Below are 14,893 nucleotides of genomic sequence, written 5' to 3'. Positions count from 1 at the left end.
TTAATTTGGTGAAACTATTTATTTTAATTTACGTCTTATTTATTAGAGAGATTATATGGAGTTTTACCTAATTTTAAGAAAAGGTATTGTAAGTTAAGAAAGATAAGCCTACAATAAGATAGGTTTATAAAAGAGCAGACTAAAGTGGGTGAATGATTTAATGAACCTTTGGGAGTACGCGATAGCTTTTGTAATAGCTTTTACTGTCGCATTGCTGACGAATCCCCTTATCATTCGTTACGCTGGTAAATTTGGATTTGTAGATAAACCCGAAGAAAGAAAAGTCCACTTAAAGTCAATGCCCCGAGTAGGGGGACTCTCCATTATTCTTGGAACAATAGCTGGATGTATCTATTTGCAGGTAGACAGTGCGTATCTTCCCCAAATTGGTATTGGTGCAGCTATGATCATAATAATGGGGCTGTTGGATGACCGTTTTACATTAAATGCTAAATTAAAATTTCTGATTCAATTAATAGCTGCGGTAGTCGTAGTTACCTCAGGTTTAACCATTGAATTCATAGAAATCCCATTAATTGGCCGAATAGAAATGGGCTTTTTAAGTTCTGTAATGGCGGTACTCTGGATTATTGGTGTTATGAATTCCATTAATTTGATTGATGGCCTGGATGGGTTAGCTGGAGGAGTAGCCACAATTGCTATCTCAACCATATTAGTAATGGCTATCATAGACCCATTGGCACATGTAGCAGTCATTTCAATCGCTGTAGTATTAATTGCGAGTACATTGGCTTTTCTAATATTTAATTTTCATCCAGCTAAACTTTTTATGGGTGATACAGGGTCATTATTTCTTGGATACTCTATAGCAATAATCTCGCTGATGGGCTTTTTCAAAAGTGTAACATTATTTAGTCTTATCGCTCCTGTATTAATACTTGCAGTGCCAATATTCGATACGCTTTTCGCGATTGTAAGAAGGTTTTTAAACAAGCAAGGTATTATGTCTCCAGACAAAGGTCACTTACACCATTGCTTGTTAGCAATGGGCTTTAGCCATAGAGCAACAGTTTTGATAATTTACACTATAGGAATCTTTTTTGGTGCTTCAGCTTTGTTATTTTCCAATGTTACATTATGGAACTCTGTAGTCATATTTGTCTTCCTGCTTCTTTTAATACAATTGAGTGCAGAAGTAGTAGGTTTAATTGGAGCTAAGAGACAGCCCCTTCTCAATATGATGCGTCGATGCACTGGTGGTTCGCAGGAAATAAAAAAATAACTTTGCCGGCTTTCGAAAAAGAAATGTCGGTTTTTTGCATAAAAAGAGATTGGATTTAAATCATTAAGGGAAGAAAGAGGATTGGACGAGATAACGAAAGGAGAGTCAATGTAATGGGATTTATACTATTTCTTATCGTCGGCGGCCTGATTGGCTGGCTTGCCGGTTTAATTCTCGGCAAGGATATTCCAGGCGGCATTTTGGGTAACATTATTGCAGGCATTATCGGTGCCTGGATCGGTGGCTTGATTTTTGGTTCCTGGGGACCGGTGATCGGCAGTATTGCGATCTTCCCAGCGTTAATCGGCGCAATTATTTTCGTCGTCATTTTAAGCTTTATTTTAAAAGCAATCCGCTAAATACAAAAACGAAGCCGTCCTATTTTTAGGGGCGGCTTCGCTTTTATGAAAGGGCGCGGTTTTTGCTGATCTGCTGCAGGGCTTTGTTGATGCCGAGCACTTCTGTGGCGGTATGGCCCATGCCGGGAAACGTTTCGAGTACAGCCCCGGTAATGTGATTGGCAAGGTAAACGGCATGCCGAAGGGGAATCATCTCATCTTCTTCCCCCGCCCATACATACGCGGGAGTATCGATGTTCTCCAGGTGATAGGCCCATGGCGTCGTGAGCGTCTGAAGGTCACGAAGAAATCCTTCAGCAGAGTGGGCGGATTCCTGAACCGCAAACCTCCATTTATCCAGCACAAACGGGGTCACGTACTGCTGCTCCTCTTTGGAAAGCTGTTCGTAATCTGTCTGGAAAATGTTATCCTCCATATTCGTCTGTTCCCAGCGGCTGCGCAAAAGCTCCGGTGCTTCCTGAATCGTTTGCAGCGGAGCTTTTAAAGAAGTGTCGAGCAGGCGAAACAACTCAGGATCCTCCGTAGGACCGATAGAGCCCACCAAATGAAGCTCGCTGATGCGTCCCTTTAAAAGACTGGTGCTTGTCACTGCATAGGGGCCGCTGCAGCCGACACCAATTAAGGAGCAGCGCTGTATCTCAAAATGATTCATTACTTCGTCGATATCTTTGGAAAATTGGAGAAAAGTGCCGTGAGGATCGGGGATGGACAAGCCGTAGCCCGGGCGGTCAACAGAAATAATACGAAGGGAGTTGGAAGCGGCAGCTTCTTCTCCGATCGCTGCTTCAAGCCGGGAGCTTCCGACCCCATGAACATACAGGACCGGTGTTCCGTCCGGGTCTCCGAACATGGAAATACTCAGCATGCGGCCGTCGCGTAAAGAAAGCGCTAATTGCTTCAATTGTCCCCTCCTCCTCCCGTTTCGTTGTCACTTGTAAAGGACGTGTAGGTATATTCTAGCATACAATGGGAAAAACGGAAGAATTTCATTCAGAAATAAAACGGCCCTCCGTGAAGGAGAGCCGCTGTTGATTCATTTTATACGGTGCGGGTCCAGTGAAGTACATCTTCCTTGTCCCCGGTCTGAATGCCGGTGATCGTGTCATACAGCTGCTTGGCGAGGGGGCCGGTTTCTTCGTCATTGATTTTATAGGTTTGGGCGTCCCACCGCAGCTTGCCTACAGGAGAAATGACTGCCGCTGTCCCGGTACCGAAAATTTCTTCGAGTGTACCTGCTTCATATGCAGTGCGTATTTCTTCCATATCAATTCGGCGTTCCTCCACAGGAATGTCCCAATAATGCAGGAGTTCAATGACAGAGTCGCGGGTAATTCCTTCAAGAATGCTCCCATTCAGAGCAGGCGTTACGACTTTTCCACTGATTTTGAAGAAAATATTCATGCTGCCGACCTCTTCGATATAGCGCTGCTCCACCCCGTCGAGCCAAAGGACCTGATCATACCCGGCACTCCCGGCCTGCTCCTGGGCTTTCAGGCTGGCCGCATAGTTTCCCGCTGTCTTAGTGAAGCCGACGCCGCCGCGGACGCTGCGGACGAATTCGTTCTCTACATAGATGCTGACCGGTTTCATGGCGTCGCCACCGCTTCCGTAATAAGAACCCACAGGAGTTAAAATAATGAGCAGCTTGTAAGAGGAGGACGGCTTCACGCTAAGGCTTGCTTCCGTAGCGATCACAAACGGGCGGATGTACAGTGATTGCCCTTCCCCGCGGGGAATCCAGTCACGCTCAAGTGAAACGAGCTCCTTTAACGAATCAATCAATAGCTGCTCGTCGATCTCCGGAATGCTCATCCGGCGGTTGGACTGGTTCAGCCGTTCAAAGTTTTTTTCCGGGCGGAAAAGCATAATATCGCCGCCGGAATAATAAGCCTTCATTCCTTCAAATACAGCCTGGCCGTAGTGAAACACAAGGCTCGAAGGATCCATGGTAAGCGGCTGGTACGGTACGATTCTTGGATCGATCCAGCCTTCTCCTTCTACATAATCTACAACAAACATATGATCGGTAAAGTTTTTTCCGAAAGCGAGCTGAGAGAAATCCGGCTTCGGTTTCGGGGATTTTGTACGCTCAATGGTCAATGATTCAGCCACAGTAACATCACTCCTATGTATTTATCGTGCCATCCATCTCTCTTTTAATAACAACATTCAAATTGTATCATATATAGAAAAGTTCCATCCACTTGAAAGCCGGCGACAAGCGCTGTCCGCCTTCCGAAAAATAGCTCTTTCATTTTGCAGGAAGGAGACAGCGACCTCGAGCCGGCAGTGGATGGAACTGGACAAATAGAAAAGATTTCTCCACCTGCACATCAGCGGCAAAAGGTTAATCCAGCTTTAGTTCGCTGGTGTGTGCGCGCAGCTTGCGCAATGCGGATTTCCGCCATGATTTAACCGTGGAAGCTGCTACTCCGTGTTTCGCTGCAATGTCGCGTATGGGCAGGGCATGCACGGCGAAATCGGTGAGCCAGGTTCGTTCCCGTTCTGACAGAAGAGGAAAATAGGCCTCGAGCTCAAAGCGGTCCTCCATCTCTGATGGCTGCTCAAAAGGCTGGTGGTCATCAAACAGCTGATGCCGCTCGGAGAACCGCACTTCTTTTCGGAGCATCATTAGCATTTCACCTCGCACGAGGGTAAAAGCATAAGCGGAAAAAGTGCCTTTTTCGGGAGAAAAGGTACTGTAAGCCTTCCATAATCCTACATAGCCGGCCTGCATATATTCTTCCTGTTCCTGATAAATCCGGAGACGGGTAATCATTCGTTTAACGAGCGGAGTATATTGTTCGTATGTTTCTTCAAATGAAGCAGGAATTGTACTGGTCAATGGTCTCTCCTGGCGAAGCCGCGCGGTTCTGATTTATTCCATGGTAGGATCAGCATATACAAAGAGTAAGAATGCCGCCGGAGCACTATGTGCTGATAAATAGGGAGCGCTCTGTTGTATCATAGAAAGGGAAGGGACTGCCAAAGTATAGAAAAAGAAACTCATGCCCAGAGAAAAAATAAAGCAGATCGGTTGAAAGCAAATAAAGATAGCGTACAATTAAAATAGGAATGATTACGATCAGGCAGGTGAATAAAATGCCAAACGAAAACGAAAGCGCGCAGGCAAATGTAGAATGGATCCAGCAGCAAATACAGGAACGCTCGCTCGGCATTATGACGGATATGCTGAAGGGGCTCGCAGACGGCAAGCGGATGCAGATTGCCCAGGCGCTCGCCCTGACACCGGAATTGAGTGTACATAGTATTGCAGAAATCATCGAATCTTCCATTGCTACAGCATCCCATCATCTCAGGTATATGCATAAGCTGGGATTGACGAAGTTTCGAAAGGAAGGAAGAACCGTTTACTATTCTCTTGATGATGAGCATGTCCGGCAGGTGGTGGAACTTGTCGTCAGCCACCAGGCAGAAATTAAAGAGCGGCAGGAAAATGAGGCGTAGCGGCGTCTCTTTTTTTATGCTCAGTAAACAAATGTTTCTGAAAGTTACAATTGAAAAATTCAGCTGAAATTATGAAAACGGAAACAATATTTTGAAATCAAAGATAATTTACAAACGTTTAGTTGACGAACGTATGAAATAAGGCTATTATATTTACAAAGGTCATAATATTGAACAAATGTAAAGGGGGCGTTATTGTGACGCAGGCTGATTGGATTTGGAAAGAACCGAAGGAAAAGCTGGTCGACTGGCTCGAGCAGATGTGGACGGTGCGCTGGTTCGATGAAAAAGTAGACGAGTTTTTTGCCAAAGGCATGATTCACGGCACCACCCACCTGTGTGTAGGGCAGGAAGCTTCAGCTGTGGGTGTCTGTGCAATGCTTGAGGGTAAAGATAAAATTACGAGCACCCACCGCGGCCATGGCCACTGCATTGCTAAAGGAGCGGATCCTGACCGGATGATGGCGGAGCTGTTTGGGCGGGAAACCGGTTATTGCAAAGGCAAAGGCGGCTCCATGCATATCGCGGACGTCGAGAAAGGCAATCTCGGTGCCAACGGGATCGTTGGAGGCGGCATTCCTTTAGCTGTAGGCGCGGCACTCACGTCGAAGATGCGCCAGGAAGGTTATATTACGGTTTGTTTCTTCGGGGACGGAGCTGCAAATGAAGGGAGCTTCCATGAAGCCGTAAACCTTGCCGCTATTTGGGATCTCCCGGTTATCTTTGTCTGCGAGAACAACCAGTACGGCATGTCCGGCCCAGTAAAGGATATGGTGAAAATCGAAAATATTGCCGACCGTGCTTCAGGCTACGGCATCCCGGGGCATGTAGTGGACGGCAACAGTCTTCCGGAAGTGATGACTGTGATGAAAGAAGCCGTGGAGTATACAAGAAACGGCCATGGGCCGGTACTCATAGAGGCGAAAACGTATCGGTGGAAGGGCCACTCCAAAAGCGACGCCAAAAAATACCGGACGAGAGAAGAAGAGAAGGAATGGAAGGACAAGGATCCGATCCGTTTCTTTCAGGACGCTTTAATCGAGCGTGGCATTATCACCCAGGAGGAAGCAGAAACGGTAAAAAAAGAAACGAAAGCCCAGATTGAGCGATCGGTGGAATTTGCAGAGCAAAGCCCCGAGCCTTCCGAGGATACGCTGCTTGAGGATGTATATGCTTAATATAGAAAGGAGTGCCTGACGATGCAGTCGAGCGCAGTAAATTCTTCAAACGATAAAGAAACAGCACGGAGCATTACCTTTGCCGAAGCCGTCCGTGAAGCGCTGTCGCAGGAAATGAGGGAGGACCAGGACGTTTTCATTCTCGGAGAGGATATTGGCGTCTACGGCGGAGCTTTCGGCGTCACCCGCGGAATGATTGAAGAGTTCGGCCCGGAAAGGATAAGAAACACCCCGATTTCTGAAGCGGCTATTACAGGGGCTGCCATTGGATCGGCGCTGACAGGCATGAAGCCGGTTGTGGAGCTGCAATTTTCAGATTTTATCACCATTGCAATGGACCAGCTGGCCAACCAGGCAGCAAAGCTGAGATATATGTACGGCGGAAAAGGCAACGTACCGATGGTGCTTCGTACTCCTTCAGGCTCCGGAACAGGGGCTGCGGCCCAGCATTCGCAGAGCCTGGAAGCATGGGTGGCCCATATCCCTGGATTAAAGGTGGTGCAGCCATCGACCGCCTCAGATGCTAAAGGTTTGTTAAAAGCAGCTATTGCTGATCCGAATCCGGTTATTTTTTACGAGCATAAACTACTGTATAAAACTGAAGGGCATGTACCGGAGGAAGCGTATACCATCCCTCTGGGGCAGGCAGATATAAAGCGTGAGGGCACAGATGTGACGATTGTTGCGACCGCTGTAATGGTGCATAAAGCGCTTGAGGCAGCCGAAAAGCTCGCAGAAGAAGGCATCAATGTGGAAGTAATCGACCCGCGGACACTTGTGCCTCTCGATGAGCAGACGATCGTGGATTCCGTTAAAAAGACCGGAAAGGTGATCGTTGTGCATGAAGCTGTCAAAAGAGGCGGATACGGCGGAGAAATCGCCAGCATGATCGCAGAAAGCGAAGCATTCGACTATCTGGATGCTCCGGTCCGCCGGCTTGGGGCGCTGCCGGTCCCTGTGCCATACAATCCGACACTTGAAAAAGCAACGGTCCCGCAGGTTGATGATATTATGCAGGCGGCGCGCGACAGCGTTCACCGCCGGTAAGGGAGGGCAGAATTCATGGCGAAAGAAGTATTTATGCCCAAATTGAGCAGCACGATGGAAACCGGCACGCTCCTGCAGTGGTTTAAGCAAGAGGGAGAGCCGGTGGAGGTTGGAGAACCGCTGCTCGAAGTGATGACTGATAAAATAAATATTGAAGTGGAAGCATATGAAGAAGGCATCCTGCTGAAGCGCTACTATGATGAAGACGAAGAAGTACCGGTAAATGGTATTGTTGGCTACATTGGCGAGGAGGGCGAGCAGGTGCCGGAGGAAAAACCCGGAGCCGGAAATGACTCGCCAGCACCAGAAAGTACGCCGAAAGCCCCGGTTCCAGAGCCGGCAGGGCAGGAAATAGAAGCTGAGAAAGCAGGAGGCGTGCGTGCCACGCCGGCGGCACGGAAGCTGTCGCGGGAGCATAGTGCAAATCTGTCCCTAATACAGGGCAGCGGAGCGAAAGGGCGTATTCACGCTGCTGATGTTCATGCCGCTGTGGACGGCCAGCAGGTGCGCAGCACGCCGCTGGCAAAAAAAGAAGCAGAAGCAAATAATGTGGATCTGTCCGCTGTGAAAGGAAGCGGCAGCTACGGGAAAATTACGCGCTCAGACGTTTCTGCGCCTCGGGCAGTAGAGGAGCTTCAGTCCGAGCCGCTTCAGGGCGTACGAAAAGTAGTGGCAGAGCGTATGCAAAAAAGCGCGAATGAAGTGCCGCACGTGACGCTTCATACTGAAATTGATATGGAGGTGGCGATGGAGTTACGCACACAGCTTCTGCCGGTGATTGAAAAACAGACCGGCCAGCGGCTGTCGGTGACGGAGCTTTTAATGTTTGTTGGCAGTCGGGCGCTTCGAAAGCATCCGGACGTGCACGCCTCCATGACAGATGACCGGATCACGAAGCAGGCAGCTGTGCATATGGGACTCGCCGTAGCTACAGACCGGGGGCTGCTGGTTCCGGTCATCCGCCATACAGAAGATAAAGGACTCGCAGAATTAGCTGCTGAAACCAAACAGACAGCGGCTGCGGCCCGAAACGGTACGCTTCCCGGCAAAGAGCTTTCAGGCAGCACATTTACGATCAGCAATTTAGGAATGTATGCTGTTGACCACTTCACCCCGATTATCAACCAGCCGGAAGCAGCTATTCTTGGCGTCGGGCGCATACAGGAGAAGCCGGTAGTAAAAAACGGGGAAATCACTGTGGGCCGGATGATGGCTATCAGCCTTTCCTTTGACCACCGTATTATTGACGGCGCACCGGCAGCTGCATTTTTAACAGATTTCAAACAAATGCTTGAACAGCCATATCAGCTGTTTGTCTAGAAGGAGATGGATCGATGGAAACGTTTGATCAGGTGATTGTCGGCGGGGGGCCGGCAGGCTATGTAGCTGCTCTTCGGGCGTCCGGACTCGGGCAGTCCACCGCCCTTGTAGAGAATCGTGAACTCGGGGGTACGTGCTTAAACCGGGGATGCATACCTTCCAAAACGCTTCTCCAGAACGCTGAAGCAGTGAACTATGTGCGAAACGCTTCAAAATACGGTATCCAAGTGGAAGGATTTTACCTGCGTTATAAAGATATGCTTGAACGAAAGGACCGGGTGATTCGGCAGCTCCGGCAGGGAGTAGAGTCACTAATGAAGAAGGGAGACATCGAGGTGTTTGCAGGAAGGGGAAAGGTCCATCCCAACAAAGAGGTTACTGTTATCAGTAAAGACGGGGAGGAAACCGTGCTGGCCGGGAGAGCAGTTATCATTGCATCGGGATCCGTGCCGGCAGTGCCTCCCATTCCAGGGCTTGAGGAGACCGGGTATTACACGAGTGACACCATTTATGAACGCCATTCACTCCCTGAAACGATGACGATCGTTGGCGGAGGTTTTATTGGCTGCGAATATGCCTGCTTGTATCAATCGCTCGGCGTCCGGGTGACGATTGTCGAATCAGCCGGACGGCTGGTTCCCCAGGAGGACGAGGATGCCGCGAACATGCTGGCTGGAGCGCTTGAAGAGGCGGGAGTGGTCATACTTACCAGCGCCACGGTTACTTCTGCAAAGCAGCAGGGAGAAAAGGCGGTCATTGACATGCAGAACGCTTCTGGCAGCCACCAGCAGCTCACTACAGACCTCCTGCTGATTTCCACTGGCCGGACGCCTGTCATCGCGGCGGCTGAAGATCTTCAATTGCGCATGGATGGCCGGTTTGTAGCGGTGGATGGTTCGATGCAGACATCGGTGCCGGGGATTTATGCCGCTGGGGACATTGTCGGCGGATGGCAGCTTGCCCATGCGGCAAGCGCCGAGGGCATTATTGCAGCAGAGCACGCTGCGGGTGCTGCGCTTTCTATGGATCTCTCGCTCGTGCCGCGGTGTGTTTATACTTTTCCGGAAATCGCGTCTGTCGGTCTGTCCGAGCAGGAAGCAAAACAAATGTACAGCGACGTTCAAATAAAGACAGTGCCTCTTAGAGGAAACGCTAAGGCAATGACGATGGGAGAATCCCGGGGCTTCATTAAAGTTATTTCCCGGGAAATGTTCGGCGAAATTCTCGGGGTTGTAATGGCCGGCCCGCATGTCACGGAGATGATCGGGGAGTCTGCTGCCTACATTCATCTCGAAGGCACGACCGAAGAATGGAGCAGCCAGATTCATGCCCACCCGTCGCTTTCGGAGATGCTTTTCGAAGGAGTATCTGCGCTCTCCGGACGTCCAGTGCATCAATAAAAAGCCATGTAAGCGTATATAGTTTCAGCAGGGAGTGATATACTGAGAACAGATGAATTTATGGAATAGAGGGAAGAATTATGCTCAACTGGGAAGAGAAACGAGAAACGGTAAAAGTAGCGAAGCTGTATCATTTTGACGGATGGACCCAGGCCCAGATTGCTAAAAAACAGGGCGTCTCCCGGCCTGTCATTTCTAAAATGCTGCAGCGGGCCCGGGATGAAGGCATCGTTGAAATATATATTAAAGATGAAAGCGTGCATACGGTGGATCTGGAACAGAAGCTTGAAAAAAAATATGGATTAAAGGAAGCGGTCGTCGTTTCAACCACAGGCTTTACTCCCGATCTGGGCAAACGATTGATCGGGAAAGCAGCGGCTTCTTACGTGGCCAAGCGCTCGGAGCAGGTGAAGCGGATCGGCATCTCATGGGGGACAACGCTTCGTTCACTAATTGAAGAATATCCGTATGTGGAACATCGAGACATTCAAATTACACCGCTTATCGGAGGAATGGGCAACAAATACGTGCATCTGCATTCCAATCAGCTGGCCTTTCATTTTGCGCAGAAAATGAATGCTTCCTGTTCGTATTTGTACGCCCCGGCAATGGTCGAAACAGATGACCTGAAGGAGAGACTCGTAGAGTCCAAGGATATTGCCCAGGTACTCGAGGAAGGAAGGAACGTGGAACTCGCCCTCGTTGGCCTCGGCAATCCGCTCCAGCATTCCACCATGGAAACAATGGGCTACCTCCAGGAAGAAGACATCGTGACGCTCCGGAAAGCCGGAGCAGTCGGAGATATCAGCTCGAAATTTTTCGACGCGCTTGGCCAGGGTGTGGACCACCCGATCAACAACAGGGTCATTGGCCTGACCCTGGGGGAAATTAAAAGCATTCCCGAAGTTGTCGGTGTAGCCCAGGGTTCCCATAAGGTGCTCGGCATTGAAGCTGCCCTCAAGGGTGGATACCTGGACGTGCTGATCGTCGACAACCAGATTGCAGAAGCGTTAACCGAATAAGCGAACGTACGGCTCCTTATGAAGGAGCCACAGATTGTAGACAAAGGCCTCCGAAAATGGACTTCGGAGGCCTTTGTTATGCCATCGAGATACAAAAGAAGCCCCCGCGGGGCAAGCACACGTCTGTCGCCACCGCCAGGTGGCGAGTTTTTTGAGATTCATCGCCGCATAAACAAGCATCGCCTGCGCGGTGTTTCGTGCTCCTCCGGCGAGGAGGGTCCAGCGCAAGCCATGCTTTTGTTTGAGATCTGCAAAAACCCGTTCGATGGTTTCTTTTCGTTCCGCATAGGTCTTCCGGTTCCACGGGGTGTGCCGAAGGTGTTCAGCTTCGTCCAGATCTTCCTGCCAGACGTGGCGGAGGATCACCTTCCGGTGATCCCGGCTTTGGGTGCAGGTCTCGAGCAGCGGGCAGGACTGACAAATGACGGGATCCGAGGCATACTCCTGATAGCCCTCCCGATTCGTGGTGCGGTAGCGCAAGGCTTGATGTTCGGGACAAAGATACGCGTCCAGATAGGCATCATACACAAATTCCTGTTTGCGCAAACGCCCCGGCGGGCCCTTGGGCCGGGTATAAGGCATCACCGGGCGAATAGCCTGCTCGCGAAGCAGGTGAGCAATCGCCGGGGTTTTATAGCCGGCATCCACCGCGACGGCGTATGGTCGGCCCGCTCGGGCCGTCACCTGGGCCAATAACTCATGAAAGATCCGGCTGTCATGAACGTTGGCCCCGGTCACGATGGCTCCGAGGATAAACCCGTGCCGATCACATGCGGTGTGCCAGCTGTAGGCAAACATCTTCTCGCGTTCATCTTTCACGTAATAGCCGCTGTCAGGATCCGTCGTGCTTTGTTTGACCTCCCGTCCGCCCGGTTCGCGGCGGGCGGGAGGCAGGGGCTTTTTTCCGTGGACCTCGCGGTCCCGGTGAATTTCGGCATCCAGTTGGGCCTGGTAGGCCCGGGCTTCGGCCGCCAACTGAACCCGATCAAATTTTTTCTTGTTAGCGTTCGCTTTCACGTGGGTGGCATCGATATAAAAGACGGACGGATCCACAAAACCGGCGGCCACTGCTTCCCCCAGCACTCGTTCAAACATCGCTTCGAACAACCCACTGTCCCGAAACCGGCGTGTGTAGTTTTTGCCGAAGGTGGAGAAATGCGGCACGGGCTCCAGGAGGTCCAAACCGAGGAACCATCGGTAGGCCACATTCGTTTCGATCTCCCGAACGGTCTGACGCATGGAGCGAATGCCGAACAAATACTGGAGCAGCACCATTTTCACTAGCCGGACCGGGTCAATACTCGGCCGKCCGATGGGGGCATAGAGGGAYGCRACTTCRTCGTAAATRAAGGAAAAATCCAGCGCKGCCTCRATCTGGCGGACCARGTGGTCCGCRGGCACTAACTGATCCAACTGAATGGTSGCTTCCCGATAACGAGCTTCTTCCGTATCCCGCCTCATCATGCGCCATAACCCCTTTCCAGGTTATTTCTTTTTATCATAGCATAAAAAAACTGCCGACACGCTCTAAAATGAGAGCCATTGTCGACAGTCTGCGGCTCCTTATGAAGGAGCCATTTTTTTATATTTATATGAACAAATGTGTTATTTAAAACAAATGTAAAATAAAAGAAATAATTTACAAATGATCTGGTGACTCTGTGGGAAATTAATTTTTAAAATATCTGAAAAATATATTGACGGCTATGTGAAAACGCTTTAATATAGTTACAAAGGTTACAAGTTGTTACAAATGTAAAGGAGGAGTAATAATGTGGGGTTATTTTATTGCCGCATTCGTCGTAATATGGCTGGCACAATTTTACCTGACATTTCGCCAGATGAAATATTATAACGGCATGATTGCTTCGATGAGCAGCCGGCCGTCAGGATACCTTGGCACAGGCATTGATAAACGCCTGCTTGGTATTGGAACCGTGCTTTTGCTCGTAACCAATGAGGCAGGCACAGTGATTGATGCCAAGATCATGAGAGGAGTGACGGTGTTCGCCAAATTTACTGAAGCGCCGGAACTGATGGATAAAAATATTTACGAATTGAAAAAACAGTGGGAAGCAGAAGGCGCTTCCGGGAAAAAAAAGCATCCAAAGCGGGCTCATCTAATGGCAGCCCAGCAGATTCTCGCAGAACAAAAGCGCAAAAACAAAAAGGGGGATAACAAATGGATTTCTTAGTAACGCTCGCAGAAGGCTTTATCGGAATGTTCCAGGCAGGCGGCGAAACATTTGTCGGACTCGTTACAGGTATTATTCCGACACTTATATGTTTAATTCTCGCTGTAAACGCTATCATTAAATTTATTGGGGAAGAACGAATTTACTCGCTGGCCCAGAAAAGCACAAAATATTTCTTTCTGCGCTATACACTGTTTCCGCTGCTGGCCGTATTTTTCTTAACGAACCCAATGTGCTATACCTTCGGACGCTTCCTGCCGGAACGGCAGAAGCCGGCATTCTATGATTCCGCTGTATCGTTTGTACATCCGATCACCGGACTGTTTCCTCACGCGAATCCGGCAGAACTTTTCGTCTACACTGGTATATCGGCCGGCATTACTACGCTTGGCTTGTCTGCAGGCCCGCTCGCGATTCGCTTTTTCATCGTTGGTCTGATTGTTATTTTGATCCGCGGCATTGTAACCGAATGGATTACCGCTATTATGCTCAGGCGTCAGGCATCTAATGCAGAGAGTGATTCAGGTGAAAAAAGCGCCAGTGCATAAATGAAAATTTAAAAGAAAAAGCGAGGGAAGAATAATGGCTGAATATAAACCGGTAGAGGTAACGAAGGGAAGAGGCGGATGGGGAGGCCCGCTCGTCATTCATCCAGATGACCAGAAAAGGTACATTATGTCGGTAACCGGAGGCGGTATTCATCCGGTTGCCGAACGCCTGGCAGAACTGACAGGCGGAGAGGCGGTTGATGGGTTTAAAGCCTCCTATGATAAAGAAAACATTGCCGTGGCAGTTATTGACTGCGGGGGCACCGCACGCTGCGGAGTCTACCCGAAAATGGGCGTGCTGACGGTCAATATTCACGGTACGTCACCGGCTGGCCCGCTTGCGCAGTATATTAACGAAGAGAATTTTGTCTCGGGTGTAGCTGAAAGAGACATAAAAGCGATCAGCGCGGATGAGGTGCCGGCGGCTGAAGCGGAAGCAGAGGACAAAGCTTCCCCGTATAATTCCCTGATGGACCGGGATGTGGCCAAGCAGGTTAAAGAAGATGCAAAGCTGAAGGCCAAAGGATCCGGGCCGAAAAAAGCAAATATTATCGAACGCATAGGCCGCGCCGTCGGCAACGTTGTAAGCGTATTCTTCCAGGCAGGGCGTGAAACGATTGATACAGTCATCCGGAACATCCTCCCATTCATGGCTTTTGTCAGTACGATTATCGGGATTATCACCTTCACCGGTATTGGGGACCTGATCGCAAATTTTGTATCGCCGCTCGCGAGTAATATTTTCGGACTGCTGCTTTTATCCTTTATATGTGCGATTCCAATTTTATCTCCGCTGCTCGGGCCTGGCGCTGTTATTGCCCAGGTGGTCGGTGTGCTTATCGGAACCCAGATTGGCATGGGAAACATTCCGCCGGCAATGGCGCTTCCAGCTCTTTTTGCCATTAACCCGCAGGTAGGGGCAGACTTTGTGCCGGTTGGTTTGACGCTCGGGGAAGCAAAGCCGGAGACCATTTCCGTCGGGGTACCGGCCGTTCTGTTTTCGAGGGTCATTACTGGCCCGCTTGCCGTTGTGATTGCCTATCTCTTCAGCTTTGGCCTATATTCATAAAAATAAAACAGCGGGCGTATCCTGCCCGCAAAGTATTTCTCAGG

At 49.7% G+C, this 14,893-nt stretch carries 15 protein-coding genes; 11 read left to right on the top strand and 4 right to left on the bottom strand.

Translation table 11 applies throughout. The annotated features are described in order from the left end of the window. The first annotated feature begins 160 nt into the window (after positions 1–160). Positions 161–1,243, top strand: a complete 1,083-nt coding sequence (locus tag CHL76_RS01685) for a glycosyltransferase family 4 protein (RefSeq protein WP_094907689.1) — start codon at positions 161–163, stop codon at positions 1,241–1,243. 113 nt (positions 1,244–1,356) lie between these two features. Further along, positions 1,357–1,602 (top strand): GlsB/YeaQ/YmgE family stress response membrane protein, encoded by a 246-nt coding sequence (locus tag CHL76_RS01680; protein ID WP_079474714.1) that lies wholly within the window; start codon positions 1,357–1,359, stop codon positions 1,600–1,602. 43 nt (positions 1,603–1,645) lie between these two features. Here the strand turns inward: CHL76_RS01680 and CHL76_RS01675 are convergent, their stop codons facing one another. The 3 genes from CHL76_RS01675 to CHL76_RS01665 all read right to left on the bottom strand — a co-directional run bounded on the left by CHL76_RS01675 (position 1,646) and on the right by CHL76_RS01665 (position 4,447). Next, positions 1,646–2,503, bottom strand: a complete 858-nt coding sequence (locus CHL76_RS01675) for an alpha/beta fold hydrolase (RefSeq protein WP_094907688.1) — start codon at positions 2,501–2,503, stop codon at positions 1,646–1,648. A 137-nt stretch (positions 2,504–2,640) separates the two neighbouring features. After that, the gene (locus CHL76_RS01670; RefSeq protein WP_079474716.1) at positions 2,641–3,714 is read right to left on the bottom strand and encodes a branched-chain amino acid aminotransferase; all 1,074 of its coding nucleotides are present in this window, start codon (positions 3,712–3,714) and stop codon (positions 2,641–2,643) included. A 235-nt stretch (positions 3,715–3,949) separates the two neighbouring features. Continuing rightward, positions 3,950–4,447 carry a sigma-70 family RNA polymerase sigma factor gene (locus CHL76_RS01665; protein ID WP_094907687.1) on the bottom strand — a complete coding sequence of 166 codons (498 nt, stop codon included), beginning with the start codon at positions 4,445–4,447 and terminating at the stop codon, positions 3,950–3,952. A 230-nt stretch (positions 4,448–4,677) separates the two neighbouring features. Here CHL76_RS01665 and CHL76_RS01660 point away from each other — a divergent pair, with 230 nt between their 5' ends. From CHL76_RS01660 to CHL76_RS01635, 6 genes are all read left to right on the top strand, one after another. After that, complete coding sequence (locus tag CHL76_RS01660) at positions 4,678–5,070, top strand: ArsR/SmtB family transcription factor (protein ID WP_094907686.1); 393 nt, start codon at positions 4,678–4,680, stop codon at positions 5,068–5,070. A 260-nt stretch (positions 5,071–5,330) separates the two neighbouring features. Further along, complete coding sequence (locus tag CHL76_RS01655) at positions 5,331–6,248, top strand: thiamine pyrophosphate-dependent dehydrogenase E1 component subunit alpha (RefSeq protein WP_094907726.1); 918 nt, start codon at positions 5,331–5,333, stop codon at positions 6,246–6,248. Between the two features lie 21 nt (positions 6,249–6,269). Beyond that, positions 6,270–7,295 (top strand): alpha-ketoacid dehydrogenase subunit beta, encoded by a 1,026-nt coding sequence (locus CHL76_RS01650; RefSeq protein WP_094907685.1) that lies wholly within the window; start codon positions 6,270–6,272, stop codon positions 7,293–7,295. A 15-nt stretch (positions 7,296–7,310) separates the two neighbouring features. After that, entirely contained in the window at positions 7,311–8,615 is a 1,305-nt protein-coding gene (locus tag CHL76_RS01645) for a dihydrolipoamide acetyltransferase family protein (protein ID WP_094907684.1), read from the top strand. A gap of 14 nt (positions 8,616–8,629) precedes the next feature. Then, positions 8,630–10,015 carry a dihydrolipoyl dehydrogenase gene (lpdA, locus tag CHL76_RS01640; protein WP_094907683.1) on the top strand — a complete coding sequence of 462 codons (1,386 nt, stop codon included), beginning with the start codon at positions 8,630–8,632 and terminating at the stop codon, positions 10,013–10,015. Positions 10,016–10,095: 80 nt separating this feature from the next. After that, a complete protein-coding gene (locus tag CHL76_RS01635) occupies positions 10,096–11,037 on the top strand; it encodes a sugar-binding transcriptional regulator (RefSeq protein WP_094907682.1) in 942 nt (313 codons plus the stop codon). On the opposite strand, the gene CHL76_RS01630 is transcribed toward CHL76_RS01635, so the two are convergent. Further along, complete coding sequence (locus CHL76_RS01630; protein WP_233133187.1) at positions 11,026–12,501, bottom strand: IS1182 family transposase; 1,476 nt, start codon at positions 12,499–12,501, stop codon at positions 11,026–11,028. The genes CHL76_RS01635 and CHL76_RS01630 overlap by 12 nt on opposite strands. Before the next feature lie 308 nt (positions 12,502–12,809). On the opposite strand from CHL76_RS01630, the gene CHL76_RS01625 reads away from it, so the two are divergent. The 3 genes from CHL76_RS01625 to srlE are packed head-to-tail and all read left to right on the top strand — an operon-like array spanning position 12,810 to position 14,849. Continuing rightward, complete coding sequence (locus CHL76_RS01625) at positions 12,810–13,232, top strand: transcriptional regulator GutM (RefSeq protein WP_094907681.1); 423 nt, start codon at positions 12,810–12,812, stop codon at positions 13,230–13,232. Then, positions 13,220–13,780: a PTS glucitol/sorbitol transporter subunit IIC gene (gene srlA, locus CHL76_RS01620; protein ID WP_094907680.1), complete on the top strand. Its 561-nt coding sequence runs from the start codon at positions 13,220–13,222 to the stop codon at positions 13,778–13,780. Before CHL76_RS01625 ends, srlA begins: the two co-directional genes overlap by 13 nt. A gap of 34 nt (positions 13,781–13,814) precedes the next feature. After that, positions 13,815–14,849, top strand: a complete 1,035-nt coding sequence (srlE, locus tag CHL76_RS01615; protein ID WP_094907679.1) for a PTS glucitol/sorbitol transporter subunit IIB — start codon at positions 13,815–13,817, stop codon at positions 14,847–14,849. Positions 14,850–14,893 lie beyond the last annotated feature (44 nt).

The sequence above is a fragment of the Marinococcus halophilus genome (assembly GCF_002265875.1).
Lineage (GTDB): Bacteria > Bacillota > Bacilli > Bacillales > Marinococcaceae > Marinococcus > Marinococcus halophilus.
The sequence above is the reverse complement of the archived record's forward strand: the minus strand, read 5'-3'. Positions and strand labels throughout refer to the sequence as shown.

Coding starts and splice junctions, on each gene's coding strand:
- CHL76_RS01635 (WP_094907682.1), top strand. CDS start 10,096: ATGCTCAACTGGGAAGAGAAACGAGAAACGGTAAAAGTAGCGAAGCTG.
- srlE (WP_094907679.1), top strand. CDS start 13,815: ATGGCTGAATATAAACCGGTAGAGGTAACGAAGGGAAGAGGCGGATGG.
- CHL76_RS01650 (WP_094907685.1), top strand. CDS start 6,270: ATGCAGTCGAGCGCAGTAAATTCTTCAAACGATAAAGAAACAGCACGG.
- srlA (WP_094907680.1), top strand. CDS start 13,220: ATGGATTTCTTAGTAACGCTCGCAGAAGGCTTTATCGGAATGTTCCAG.
- CHL76_RS01625 (WP_094907681.1), top strand. CDS start 12,810: ATGTGGGGTTATTTTATTGCCGCATTCGTCGTAATATGGCTGGCACAA.
- lpdA (WP_094907683.1), top strand. CDS start 8,630: ATGGAAACGTTTGATCAGGTGATTGTCGGCGGGGGGCCGGCAGGCTAT.
- CHL76_RS01680 (WP_079474714.1), top strand. CDS start 1,357: ATGGGATTTATACTATTTCTTATCGTCGGCGGCCTGATTGGCTGGCTT.
- CHL76_RS01655 (WP_094907726.1), top strand. CDS start 5,331: ATGTGGACGGTGCGCTGGTTCGATGAAAAAGTAGACGAGTTTTTTGCC.
- CHL76_RS01660 (WP_094907686.1), top strand. CDS start 4,678: ATGATTACGATCAGGCAGGTGAATAAAATGCCAAACGAAAACGAAAGC.
- CHL76_RS01645 (WP_094907684.1), top strand. CDS start 7,311: ATGGCGAAAGAAGTATTTATGCCCAAATTGAGCAGCACGATGGAAACC.
- CHL76_RS01685 (WP_094907689.1), top strand. CDS start 161: ATGAACCTTTGGGAGTACGCGATAGCTTTTGTAATAGCTTTTACTGTC.